The organism is Paraglaciecola algarum, assembly GCF_021532655.1.
Taxonomy (GTDB): Bacteria; Pseudomonadota; Gammaproteobacteria; order Enterobacterales; family Alteromonadaceae; genus Paraglaciecola; species Paraglaciecola algarum.
On record NZ_JAKGAS010000006.1, the window covers coordinates 103,760 to 117,959 of the forward strand.

Below are 14,200 nucleotides of genomic sequence, written 5' to 3' on the forward strand. Positions count from 1 at the left end.
TTTTGAGTGAGTGTAAATGTTTAACCTAAATAGTAAAAAAGTGTGGCAGTATTTTTGTGTTTTGGGATTGTTATGTACCACGCATACGTATGCGCTAGATAGTGCCAAAGTACAACAAAAGCCCAATATTTTGTGGTTAGTATTAGAGGATATGAGCCCAATTTTGCCTGCTTATGGTGATCACACAATTCAGACTCCAAACATCAGCTTGTTGGCAGAGCAGGGTGTGAAATATACCAATGTGTATTCTACCTCAGGTGTGTGTGCGCCTAGTCGAAACGGGTTAGTCTTGGGAATGTATCCTTCGGCAGTGGGTGGTAACCACATGCGCACCACCTCTTATACCCAGGTAACTGGCTTGCCTAAATATGCAGCGGTGCCGCCACCAGAAGCTAAAATGCTCAGCCAATATATGCGCCAGCAGGGGTATTATACAACTAACAATTACAAGACAGATTATCAATTTGAGGCACCGCAAAATGCTTGGGATGAAAGTGGTGTTTATGCCCATTGGCGTAACCGTCCTGCAGATAAACCGTTTTTTGCTGTGGTAAATTTTACCACTACCCATGAATCTGGTTTGTTTGAACCTTATGGGTTTAGACATATAGAATCTCGTCATTATTTTTCAGATGATCCAGCGCGTATTGCTAAGTTGTCCACATCGCCCAATACTAAATCAAGTGAAGCAGACACGCCTGTGCATGTACCCAAAGATACAAACTTTTCCATACCTCCTTACTTGCCTGATACACCTTTAGTGCGCCGTGATTTGTGGAAAATGTATAACAACCTAGCCGAAGCGGATCGTCAAATTGGCGCTGTGCTTGAGCAACTAAAACAAGATGGTTTGTACGATAACACCATTATCTTTTTCTATTCCGATCACGGTGGCCCGTTACCTAGGCAAAAACGTTTGATTTATGACAGTGGTTTAAAAGTCCCGTTAATTATTCGATATCCTCATGCCGCAAGTGCTGGAAAGGTGGATGATCAATTGGTTAGTTTTGTGGATTTTGCCCCAACTACACTCAAATTAACCGGTATGGATATTCCAAAACACATGCAGGGGCAAGACTTTATTCAAAATGGGATGCAACAAAGAGAATACATACATGCCGCAGCTGACAGATTTGATGGATTTACTGATGTAATACGTGCGGTTAAAAACAAACGTTTTAAGTATATTCGTAACTATCGCCCAGAGCAGGCATATTATTTGCCGGTTGAATACCGCGAGAAAATTCCAACCATGCAAGAACTCTTACGTTTGCGTAATGAAGAAAAGTTAAACGCCTATCAAGCTCAATGGTTTAGAGGCGCAAAAAATGTTGAAGAGTTATTTGACACTGTTGCCGACCCCCATGAGTTAAACAATTTGGCTGATGATCCCGCCTATGCTACTGAGTTAAAAACTCTAAGCCAAGAGATGGAAAGATGGTTAACTGAAATCGGCGATAAGCCTAATTTGCCTGAAAAACAACTCATTACCAAGCTATGGAATGGTGCACAAGCACAACCTAAAACTGCTGATCCTGTGATTAAAATTAAGCAAGGTGTGGCGAATATTTCAAGTGTTACTCCTGGTGCATCAATCAGTTACAAATTGATTGTGAACAACTACGAACCCTTGGCTTGGGAGATATATCAAAAGCCTATTTCAGTGCCTCAGGGTACAAAATTAAAAGTGGTAGCCCAGCGTATAGGTTATTTAGAAAGTGCCACTAAACACGTGATAGCTAACTAGCGCAATTATGATTATTAATAACGGAAATTTTATGTCATTCAGACCCAATACAATCAGTAAACTAGCGACTTTAACACTGGTCGCTGTTTTAGGCAGTGCCTGCAGCCCTGCTACGACAGAAGCTAACAACCAATTAAAACAAGTGGTGGCTGAGAAACTTACAGCCTCTCCAGTTCAATTAAAAGTGGGAGAGGGGTTTGTTAATCCAGTTGGCTATTATGAGGCTAAGCCTAGGTTTTCGTGGAAATTGGCAGATAATGCAAACAGTCAATTTCAAACAGCATATCAAGTTCAAGTTTCACAAGAACAGAATTCATTTACGCAAAATACCTTGGTTTGGGATTCGAATAAAGTTGTATCAAGTAGTAATGCATGGGTTGATTATCAAGGGCAAGATTTAACATCCCGTCAAAAAGTATATTGGCGTGTAAAGATCTGGGACGAAGCAGATAAAGCATCAAATTGGAGTGAAATCCAAACTATTGAACTGGGTTTGTTAAACAATCAAGATTGGCAAGCCAAATGGATAGGGCATCCTGATACCCAGTTAAGTAAAAAACCAGAGCAAATGGTTTTAGCCACACCACAATATTTGCGCAAAACGTTTTCTGTTAAAGGTGATATCAAACAAGCACGCTTATATGTTAGCGCTAAAGGTTTATTCAAGCCGTATGTGAATGGTGCTGAGATATCTAGTGAAGATGTGATGACACCCGGTTGGACACCATATGCTAAAAGGATTGAAACCCTAACTTACGACTTAACCGACAAGCTAGTGCAAGGCGAAAACGCCATTGCAAGCAGTATTGCTGGTGGTTGGTACGCGGGTCGTATGTTTGAATTTACCGATAGAGAGTTTGCCTTACCCGCTCGTTTTTTAGCGCAACTTGAAATTACTTACGCCGATGGTAAAACTCAAAAAGTATTAACCGATACCAGCTGGGCAGTCACCCAGTCTGGCCCCATTCGTTTTGCCAGTATTTATGATGGCGAACGTTACGAACAAGGCAAAGAAATGCCTAATTGGACAGCGGTTGATTTTGACCAATCTAGTTGGGCTCAAGCGATTGAACAGCCTCTAGATGAAAATGTGCAATTACAGCCAAAACGTCATGCGCCTATTCGGGTTACCGAAAAAATGCCAGTACAAGAGGTTGTTAGCCATAAAGATGGCGTAGTGATATTTGATTTTGGCCAGAATATGGTGGGTGTGCCTAAGCTAAATATTCCTGTGATTGCGGGACAAGAAGTGAAAGTACGTTACGCTGAAGCGCTACATAAAGGTGATTTTTACACTGACAATTACCGCAGTGCAAAATCCACTAACTATTATCTACCTAGCCAAACAGGCATGATTGAATATCAACCTACCTTTACTTATCACGGCTATCGTTATTTAGAAGTGTCTGGATATGATGCCAGTCAAACTCCTACAGAAAACTGGGTGACAGCTATGATCCAACACTCAGACGTAAACATTCATGCTAGCTTCGAAAGTTCACACGACAAATTAAATCAACTTAGCCAAAATATCATTTGGGGTATGCGTAGTAATTTTTATGATATCCCCTTAGATTGCCCGCAAAGAGATGAACGTTTAGGTTGGACAGGAGACGCTCAAGTATTTGTCACGCCATCAATGTACATGGCTGACGTATACGGATTCTGGTCAGCTTGGTTACAAAGCATCCGTGAAGAGCAGGGGCCGGATGGAAAAATTCCTTTATATATCCCTTTTGTTGAGTGGATCAATTTTGCGTCATCAGGTTGGGGGGATGCGGTAACCATTATTCCTTGGGAGTTGTATATGGTGACTGGCGATGAAACCATATTGGCTGACAACTTTGAAATGATGAAAGGCTGGGTTAATTACCACCAGAAAAAAAGTAAAAATTATATTTCTACTATGAACACCTTTGGTGATTGGTTACAACCATTTCCGAGTAATTTGAAAGATGGTGAAAATGGAAATCGTGGCAATACGGACTACAGCTTAATTGGTACCGCCTATTTCGCCCGCTCGATTGAGTTAACCATTAAAACTGCAAAGGTGCTGAATAAACAACAAGATGTTGCTGAACTCACTGACTTGTATAAAAAGGTTAAACAAGCCTTTATTCAGGAGTATTTTGATGATGGATTAAACCTAGTCAAAGAAAATGCTATCCCTACTCAAACGACTTATTTGTTAGGTTTGGCCTATGATTTATTCCCTGTCGAAAAACGAGATATTGCTGTTGAAAAGTTAATTGGTTTAATAGCTGAAGCAGATAATCATTTGCGTACTGGGTTCTTGGGTACACCGCTTCTAACTCAAGTATTACAAGATGCAGGGCGCAGTGATGTGATATACGACTTATTGTTTAAAGAGTCGTACCCTTCTTGGTTCTATTCTATTAATAACGGTGCGACCACAACTTGGGAGCGTTGGAACTCTTATTCAATCGATGAGGGCTTTAACCCTCAAGGCATGAACTCACTTAATCATTATGCTTACGGCACAGTTTCTCGCTGGTTTTATGAAGGCATATTGGGGATTAAGCCAGTTACAGCAGGCTTTAAGCATATTCGAATTGAGCCTCAATTCGGTGACAAACTCAGCCAAGCCAAAGGTGGATATATTACCCCTCAAGGTGAAGTGACTGTGGATTGGACCATTGCTGCTGGGCAACTAACTATGAGTGTGATAATTCCTAAAAACACCACAGCCGACATAATTTTACCTCAAGTTGATGTGGCTAGTTTGGTTGTGAATGGTAATAAACCATCAATCACTAGTTTGACTAAGGTGTTACCAGGTCAGTATCAAATTACAGGCTCAGTCAGTTTATAGATACAAGGTTTATAGACATAAGGTTTATAGATTTAAGATTTATATATACAAAAAAACAAAAATTTATAAATTTAAAGAAAACAATAAAAAGCGCGACCGTTATTTACGGTCGCTAAAAGAAAGCCTGAAGGCTTGATAAATAAAGAATATTAATAACAAATGTACCCTAGGATATTTTATGTTTTCATTACCCAATTGGACCAAAAGTAAAAAAACGCTGGCGGCGAACAAATTTAAAATCGCTGTATCTGCTTTCGCAATGACAATAAGCATGGCATGTACCAGCCAGAGCCCAAATAACGTAGCAGAAGTTGAGTCAGCAAAGCCTGAAACTCCACCTAATATTTTGCTTATCCTGTCAGATGACCACGCATGGAACGATTATAGTTTTATGGGCCACGAAATTGTGCAAACTCCAGCTTTAGACAAATTAGCCGCAGAAGGCGTAACCTTTAAACGGGGTTATGTACCGACTTCTTTGTGTCGTCCGTCGTTGGCTACTATTGCAACTGGTTATTATGCTTTCCAACATGGCATTACCGGTAACGATCCATCTCGTGAATTAGCCGGTGGTAAAGGTGGAGAATTATACGAAAAACAAAGAGCTGAAATTATCGCCAAAATCGATGATGTGGCGACCTTACCACAGCTATTAAAACCTAAAGGTTATGTGTCTTTGCAAACCGGAAAGTGGTGGGAAGGCAGCTTTGAACGTGGTGGGTTTGATCAAGGCATGACCCGTGGTTTTCCGCAACCAGGTGGACGCCATGGTGATGACGGACTTAAAATTGGTCGTGAAGGTTTGTCGACTATTACTGATTTTATCGATGAAACCAGTGCCGCTAATAAACCATTTTTTGTCTGGTATGCGCCTTTTATGCCTCATTCCCCACATACACCGCCTAAGCGCATTTTGGAAAAGTATCAAAACAAAGGATTATCAGATCCCATTGCTCGTTATTACGCCATGATTGAGTGGTTTGACGAGACTAACGGCGACTTGTTTGAACACCTAGAAAAGAAAGGCTTAAAAGACAATACCTTGGTTGTGTATGTATCGGACAACGGTTGGGTAAATAATCCTTCGCAAAGAGATCGTTTCTTACCTCGCTCTAAACAAAGCCCAGGAGAAAGTGGAGTACGTACGCCTATTATGTACTCATGGCCTGAAAAGCTAAAAGCACAGATGCGCCCAGAAGTGACCAGCAGTATTGACATCGTGCCCACCATTTTGGCCGCAGCAGGTGTTGAAATACCAAAAGAATTACCTGGTATTAACCTATTGGCTGACATGCAAAGTCAATCGCCTATAAAACGTGACACCATATTTGGTGAAGGGTTTGCACACGACATGGATGATTTAGATAAGCCAGAGTCAACATTATTGTACCGCTGGGTGATCCAAGACAAGTGGAAACTCATTCTGAGTTATGACGGAAAAAATGTCAGTTATCAGAAATACCATGCAGACGTATTAGCCGGCCCTCGTTTATATAACCTGTTAGCCGATGAACATGAAACCACTAATTTGGCTGCACAACACCCAGAGTTAGTCAAAGCGTTATCTAAAAAACTAACAGATTGGTACCCAGTAAAAGAGCGTGAAATTTTACACTAGTGATGACAAGTTGGTGCTTTTGATTCTAGCGATATTGCTAAGGTTCGCGGTGTTCCAATTGTGACGAAGACCATAACTTTTGGTATGTCTTTGGGTATAAATTGAGAAGTTCATGAAGATAAACAAACAATTGAAGGCACTAGGATTATCCCTAGTGCTGAGCACTTCAGTGGCGATGGTAGTAAAGGCAGCTGACCAAGATTATCCCTTTGAGTTACCTGACTCAGTAGCCACTCAAATTAATATTAACACCAGTAAAAAAGAGCCATTTAATAATAAATTACTGGGTACCAATATTTTTGGATTTACTTCTGATAAAGATCAAGAATTGATAAACATTTTTGATCCGCTAACGGTTCGATTTCCACATGGTTTGTGGGCCAATTGGTATGATTGGGAATTGGATAAAAGTCGCGTGTTTGGTACTGAAAAGTTCGAATACTTACATGTAGACGGCACTATCAAAAACAAAGAGATCGATCATTTAGCTAGTTTGAAAATATTTGAAAATAGTTCGTCACAAATTGGCATTGATGGATTAACCGATTTAAACACTATTCGAAAGTCTAATCTCGGCAAAGGTTACGACATGTTATGGACCTTTAACATGAGTGCTGATGGGACTGATTTTGACAATGGTAGTCCGGTTTCTGTGGCTCGTTACAACGATTTGGTATCTCGTGGTTTTGAAGTCAAAGCCATAGAAATGGGCAATGAAAACTTTTATCCTGGTCAGCGTAGCTCGATTATTCCCAATACTGAAGACTATCTCAAACGCGCCAAATCTATGTCGGCTGCCTTAAAAGCGATTGATCCAAATATTAAAGTATCAGTACCGTTATTACGTCGAGAGAGCTGGCCAAACCCTAATTGGAACCGTGATTTAACCGCTGACTTAAGTTATTTTGATGCCGTTACTGTGCATACTTATGTTGGCAGTGATCCCGATGACGCTGACAGCCCACAAGGTGCATATTCCGACGCCTTAACCGCACGTCATCACATCGCCGCTTCTGTTGATAACTATGCAGGAAAAGTAGCCCCTAGCAAACCTATTTGGTTATCTGAATGGGGCGTAAAATCTGGTGGCCCAAAAGCAGCATCTGTTATTGGTATGACAGATGTGTATTTGTTTATGAGTGAAAACCAAAACAGGTATGAACGTGCCAACTGGTTTAGTGTGAATGGTCAACTAAATTCATTTTTAAAATGGGAAACATATACATCACCATCAGGTGTGATACGCCCAAGAATTCAATATCCACTTATAAAAACAGCTTTTGGCTCTGCTCATCAAATTATGCGGTCAGTATTGCAAGACAGTATTTTGCTTGAAAGCTCAACCGATAGTGTGACTTTAGAACATGGTGTTCAAGCCATTAGCGCCAGAGCAGTGAGGAAAGGTGATCACATAGAATTATTAGTACTTAATAAAACAGATAAGGTAGCGCCATTTAGCGTAAAGATTGACGGGGTGAGCTATAACGGCAGTATATCCCATCAAACTATGAAGTTTGATTCAGTAGGCGAAGAGCGTGAAATGCCCATAACGCAAGACCCTTTATCTCATGAAACACTTGTTGATGGAGGTGTTGTATTACCGCCACTGTCCATCAATAAAATCACCTTAAGTGATGCAAATGTGCCAGCAGATGTGTTCAGCATAAACATGACAACAGATGAAAACACTATGGTTTATCAAATCGGTGAAACCATTAATTTGAATGCCAAGGTATTGAACACTGCGAGTCAGATTGAATCTGTTATCTTTTCCCAAGGAGAACAAATAATAAGTACTATCAGTGCTGCTCCATTTAAATCAGCATGGTCTCCAAGCTTACCGGGTGAATACGAGCTAGTGGCCACAGCAAAAGCTGTGGATGGCACCGAAAAACAAGCTTTGATAACCATTACTGTGGAAGGGGCGGCATTACAAATCACCACTAGTATCAGCAGTAATGATGTCACTGAAATCACCTTAGGTGAATCAGTGAGTTTAACGGCTACCTCTGAGACAAATTACGGCAACATCACCAACCTAGACATTTTAATTAATGATGAAGTGGTTCAGCAAAGTACTAATAGTGAGGCAAAATTTGATTGGAAACCAACTGCTCTCGGAACCTATCAAATTAAATCACTTGCTAAGCAAAGTGATGGTTATAGTGAAAACTCAAGTGTGATGAGCATTACTGTTGTTGCTGCGCCAGAGCCGGCACCTCAACCTACGCCTAAAACAGACTCGAGCGGAGGCGGTTCTAGCTCAATTTTAATGCTGTTAGTGATGAGTGGGTTTCTATGGTTTAGGGCGTATGCCGTGCGTCGGTAGGGGGAACTTTGTTTAAGGAAAACATTAAGCCAATACGTTTTCTAGTATGCAAGCTTTTGGTTAGGTCAAGGTTAATGGCTATTTTAAATTTACGGTGGATTGGTCGTACATTCACATTAAAGATAGGTTCATCTTCTCGATATGCCTGTCAGACCATATTAAACACAGATATTTATTTTATTCGCTTATTTTTACAATCAATTTGTTTACATATAGTGGAGGATGAAATTGAACATTGCCAATAAGTTAGATAAAACTACATCCTCTAATCTACAAACATTATCAGAGCATTTTAATGCATTATTCGAAGCTGACCGAAGCCGACTTTATGCCTACATATATGCCTACGTTATAGATAAAAGTGCGGCTGATGATATTTTCCAGGAAACTAGTTTGATCTTATGGCGAGAATTTCATAATTTTGAGTTAAATACTAACTTTTCTAAATGGGCGAATGGTATCGTATTTAACCAAGTTAGGGTGTATCGACGTAATAACAAAAAGTTTGTTTTAGGCCTGAGTGAAGACTTAATGGAGTCGATAACCAATTCTATTTCAAAAGACACCTATGAAAATGAAATGCATTTACAAACAACCGGGCATAATGACCTTGTTAATAATCCTAATAGCCTAGATAGCCGTTGGAATGCACTACAATACTGTCGCGAATTACTTAGCGAAACAGATAAACAATTATACGAATCATTTTACGTGAAAAATATTAAAGCACAGGAGCTTGTTGAAAAAACAGGTCGTTCTATATATGCGATACGTAAATCCGTACACAAGTTAAGAAAAAAGCTTTTTGATTGTGTTGACCGAAAAAAACACGAGGGCTCACTGTGAATCGTACGGATGAATTTCAAGAAATACGTGATATTGCAGATTGTATTTGTAATGAAGACGTAACACCTGAGCAGGTCAATCAATTAGAAAAGCTTTTAACCGATAATGATGATGCACAGCGATTCTATTATGAATACATTGGTATGCATGTTCATATGAAATCTGCTTCTGAGCCATCAATGGAAGTTGTCAGACGACGGATGCAAGTAGAAGAAGTCATAATAAGGCCTGCTGGTAGTGCCGATCATGTTAATAGCCCATTTAATACCAAGCCTTTTCAAAATAGTGATAACACAAACACTCACAATGATGACACACAAACTAACAATCATATTTCCGAGCTAAATAGCGAGAAATTAGACTCGCCAAAAAGTTCGGGTGCAAAAACCAAGTCAACCGAACGCAAACTGTTAGGTATTTTAATTGTATCTTTAACCATTCTATCCATATTGCTGGCGTTATTGTTTTTATTAGTCAGAGATCCTGATAACCATTTAGGTCAAATAGTGACCGGGAAACTAGCCATTCAGGGATTTGGTAAAATCGATTCTAACCACCTTTATTCTGGGGAATACTTAAGTGAACAAGATGCAGTCATTCAGCTAACGTCTGGTGAACTACTGAGTATTGAAAAGCAGTCTATTATTAAGCTATTTAACCAAAGTGAAATTGAATTAAAACAAGGTGCAATTAGCATTGATAAGCCGCAAGGTAATAATATTTCAATCATTGGCACTAATTTTACTATAAATTCAGCTGGCTCAAACTTATCAGTTAAATTTAAAGATGATGTACCCATTGTTACCACAGGTCATCAAAATATATTGATACCCAATCGCTGGCGTCCGCAACATTATTGGTCTTTTGACGGTAAAGGTGATCGTGCGGCAGACTTAGCAGGTAATGCGACTGGCATTCCTGACAAGGGAGCGGTTCGAGTTAAAGGCTTAATCGGTACCGGTGCTTTTGATTTTGATAATACTAAAGACGCGCGAATAAATGTAGGTAGCGGTGGCGGCACTGTGCCTGCAACCGGAAGCTTCGCGGTAACAGACGGTATTACAATAGAAGCATTAATAGTCACTCGCTACACTGGTAACCCTTTGGGTAATAACGGTTATGGTGAATTGGATGAGATTTTTCGAAAAGACCAAGCAGATGAAGATCTTCGTATCTTACTCAGTTTTCAAAATGATACAGGCAAGGATTACCTTAAACCTGAAGGGGACTTTGCCGAGTCATTAAGTTTTGGCCTGTACTTAGTAGGGCAGGGCTATCACGAATTAAAACTACCGCTGGACGGCAAAAATGGTCGCCCAACCTTGACCCAGTTAAAAGACGGTAAAGCCCACCATGTTGTGGCGACTTATAACGTGTCCACTGGCCTAAAGGCAATTTACCTCGATGGACAAATGTTAGCTCATTATCAATACCCTGCGGGTTCAAAAATGTTGAGTGGTGGTTCAGGCATGGCAAACATTGGTAATTCACCTAATGCTGATGATGAAAGTAGCGATAATGAAAGTTTTTCTGGAATTATTGATGAGGTTGCTTTTTATGACTTTGCTTTGCCAGATTATATGATCCGTCAACATTTTAATTTTTTTCAACAAGGTCAGAATTATTTTGGGTTAATACAAAATTCTACTGATTTACCACAAAATATTCATATTCAGTTATCTGATCAACAAACCTATTTTCTTGACCCGCTTACTGGATTGCCTGAAAGTCATAACTTAAAATAACGAAGATAAAAAAAGCCGCAAGTCGCGGCTTTTATAATTGATATTGTTGAACAGACTAATCTTATCTAAAACTTATAACGTGCACCAACTTGATATCTAGCGCCTAGGTCAGTGGTCTGCCACACATGGAGTGTGCTACGACCATAGGTACGGCTGCCTTCTTCAGCTAAATTAATGGCTTCAGCAAATAACGATAGGTGATCATCAATTTGATAACTAACATTCATATCGAGTTGACCATGAGCTTCAACATTTACTGAACTACGTGCAGAGCCCATTGAGGTGCCGGCTAAATAATCATCACGCCAGTTATAGGCAACACGTGCTTGCAAACCATCTTGTTCATAAATTACAACTAGGTTGGCTGTGTCACTCAGGCCCGTTAACGCAAATTGAGACTCACCTAATAAAAGGTTGTCAAAACCAACATCGCCTCTAACAATGGTATAGTTAGCTGCTAAACCAAAACCTGATTCACCAAAAAAGTATTGGCCTGCCAATTCAACACCATGAATATTTGCACTTTTATTGTTTACAGGTCGGCTCGTTAAGAACTTATAAAATGGATCGCTTGAATTTGCAAATAAGTCATACTTACCTGAAACATCAGTAGAAAAGGTAGGATCCTGAGCGTCAGTTCTATAATCAGCTGCACCATTTGGGAAATCTGCTGGGTTATCCAGTACAGCTGTCATTACAAATAATGAATCTTCTGTAACCGCTTCTCCAATAGCACCAAGTGCTTTAGCGGCTGCTTTTGCTCGCGGGCCATTAGTCACATCTCGTAAACCAAAATGTTCCTCTTCGATTTGCTCAGTACCAATAAAGTTATCTACACGTTTTTCAAAGAAGCCTAAAGATACATAGTTGGTATCATTCATGTAATATTCGATTGATACATCAAAGTTGTTAGATTGAAGTGGAACCAAACTAGGGTTTGAAGCACTTGCCCTTGCAGTTCCTCCATCAAGAGTAGGCCCAGTCGCTGTCATACCAGACACCCCAGAACGTAATTGGCCATAACTTGCACGGGAAATAGTTTGACTATATGAAAAGCGCGCTTTTATTTCATCTGTTAAACCGATATCAAAATCTAAGCTAGGCAATAGGTGATCATAGCTTGTATCTACAGCAAACGGACTAACTTCGTCATCTCTTTCTAATAAAAAGTCATTGTTCTCAGTCCAATCCAAACTGGTGGGCAACCTAATATCAGAATAGGACGTTACATCAGTCGTTTCGTACCTCATACCAGTGAGTATATTAACAGGCATACCACTTAGCTCTGCATTAACAGAAAATTGAAAATATGCAGCAGTCATATCTTCAGTTACTCGGTGATTTTGGTCTAAAACAGGACTTATTCCAAAAGGTTTATTATATTCATCAGCAGCCCACATACCTAGGGCAACTAAGTCTTTCGCTTTAAACCCAACTTGGTCATAACTATTGGTGTCATATTCATCAAATTCATTCAGAATGTTAAAGTCCTCGACTAAATCAGTTGGAATATCTCTAGGGTTGGATACGCCCCAACGGCCAAGGAAATATCTATTTCGAGAATGTTGTTGCTTTAGTTCTGATGCGCGATGGTCAATACCAAATTCAAACACTCCTTCATCAAACTCGTATTCACCATCAAATTTAAATTGTTGAATACTTGTTTCTTGAGATGAGTAGAAGACAAACATCATTTGAGAGCCTAAATCTTCTTTATTATAAATACCGTCGTTATTTCCTTTAACACTATCATCTATTTGTATTTCAGTGCGAGGAAGTGTTTGAGTAAAGTCCATAATCTGATGCTTACCTACTGGTGCAGCCATCCAGAATCTTAAATTACTCCCACCATATGAGGCTCCCGGTACGCTGTCCATTGATGAATCATGAGCATCGAAATTTAGGGTTAATCGATCATTAACTTCATATTCTAAATTCACACCAAGTGATTTTAAGGTATTAGTTTGATGTTCATGTTGTTGTTGAAAAGTATTATCTTTTGTACCCGATAATGGTTCAGATATTAATACTGCGGTTGCAATATCTTGATCAGTATCAAACACAACTTCGTCATAAAATTTATTCGACCATGCACCTTTCTGGCCTTTACTACTTTCTAAGTCATTTTGAGCATATGTATAATCAACTGTGGCTAATATTTTATCCGAAGGTCGATACTGTAAAGTTAACTGAGCATTATCTCGAACTCTAGTGTTGTCAGCAAAGTTGTAGCTCAATGAATTGGCAATTGCATAAAGTTGCCCTTCAGCGGGTTCATTAATAATTTTACCACCTGGCACAAGATCTAATGTGCTTTCTGCTTCATATGTGCCCATACGCCAATCAGAAACATCTGCACTTGTATTTCCACTGTTTCTTTTTTGATGACTCACACTTAAAGAGATAGCAAATTCGTTGTCGTCGTCAGAAAAGCTAAAAATCCCAGATAATTCAGGCGTTATATCAGAACCTACTCGGTTAGTGGAATCATAAACTCCTTTTGCTCCGACATTGGCTTTAAACCCCGCATCACCCATTATAGGTTTAGTGGTATTTATATTGACTGTTCCTCCAATACCGCCCGTTGTGATATTCGCTTTACCGGTTTTAAATACCTCTAATGAACGTACACTTTCTGATGCTAGATTTGCAAAATCAAAAGCACGGGAAGTGCCTTGAGCTTCTCCAAATGTGCCACCTGTGGGTAACATACGGCCATTTAACGTCACCATGTTTTTGTCTGCGCCAAAGCCGCGAATAGTGACTTTAGAGCCCTCACCATTATTCCGGCTAATTGAAACACCTGTAATACGCTGCAGTGATTCAGCTAAGTTTGTATCAGGAAACTTACCTATATCTTCAGCCGATATTGCATCTACCACTCCCATTGCATCGCGCTTCATTCGAGTTGACTCTCGTATACTTGAACGAATACCCACAACGCTAATCACCTCAACATCAGCTTCAGCCTCTTGGGCTATAGCATGGAGCGGTAGGTAAGACGTTGAACCAAGAATAAGTGCAAGACTGGTAGCTAATGTGGTTTTTGTTAATGGTTTTACTCTCATTTTAGTGCCTCTAT

The 14,200-nt window shown here is 39.8% G+C and carries 7 protein-coding genes; 6 read left to right on the forward strand and 1 reads right to left on the reverse strand.

Annotated elements, in window-relative coordinates; translation table 11 throughout:
- Positions 1-16 precede the first annotated feature (16 nt).
- The 6 genes from L0668_RS12145 (at position 17) to L0668_RS12170 (ending at position 11,118) form a co-directional block, all read left to right on the forward strand.
- Entirely contained in the window at positions 17-1,747 is a 1,731-nt protein-coding gene (locus L0668_RS12145) for a sulfatase family protein (protein WP_235312903.1), read from the forward strand.
- A 31-nt stretch (positions 1,748-1,778) separates the two neighbouring features.
- On the forward strand, positions 1,779-4,580 hold the full coding sequence (locus L0668_RS12150; protein WP_235312904.1) for a family 78 glycoside hydrolase catalytic domain: 2,802 nt from the start codon (positions 1,779-1,781) through the stop codon (positions 4,578-4,580).
- A 178-nt stretch (positions 4,581-4,758) separates the two neighbouring features.
- Complete coding sequence (locus L0668_RS12155) at positions 4,759-6,198, forward strand: sulfatase family protein (RefSeq protein ID WP_235312905.1); 1,440 nt, start codon at positions 4,759-4,761, stop codon at positions 6,196-6,198.
- Between the two features lie 112 nt (positions 6,199-6,310).
- Positions 6,311-8,527 carry a hypothetical protein gene (locus L0668_RS12160; RefSeq protein WP_235312906.1) on the forward strand — a complete coding sequence of 739 codons (2,217 nt, stop codon included), beginning with the start codon at positions 6,311-6,313 and terminating at the stop codon, positions 8,525-8,527.
- A gap of 222 nt (positions 8,528-8,749) precedes the next feature.
- Complete coding sequence (locus L0668_RS12165; protein WP_370659897.1) at positions 8,750-9,373, forward strand: sigma-70 family RNA polymerase sigma factor; 624 nt, start codon at positions 8,750-8,752, stop codon at positions 9,371-9,373.
- On the forward strand, positions 9,370-11,118 hold the full coding sequence (locus L0668_RS12170) for a LamG-like jellyroll fold domain-containing protein (RefSeq protein ID WP_235312908.1): 1,749 nt from the start codon (positions 9,370-9,372) through the stop codon (positions 11,116-11,118). Before L0668_RS12165 ends, L0668_RS12170 begins: the two co-directional genes overlap by 4 nt.
- A gap of 65 nt (positions 11,119-11,183) precedes the next feature.
- Here the strand turns inward: L0668_RS12170 and L0668_RS12175 are convergent, their stop codons facing one another.
- Positions 11,184-14,186 carry a TonB-dependent receptor gene (locus L0668_RS12175; RefSeq protein ID WP_235312909.1) on the reverse strand — a complete coding sequence of 1,001 codons (3,003 nt, stop codon included), beginning with the start codon at positions 14,184-14,186 and terminating at the stop codon, positions 11,184-11,186.
- Positions 14,187-14,200: the final 14 nt, after the last annotated feature.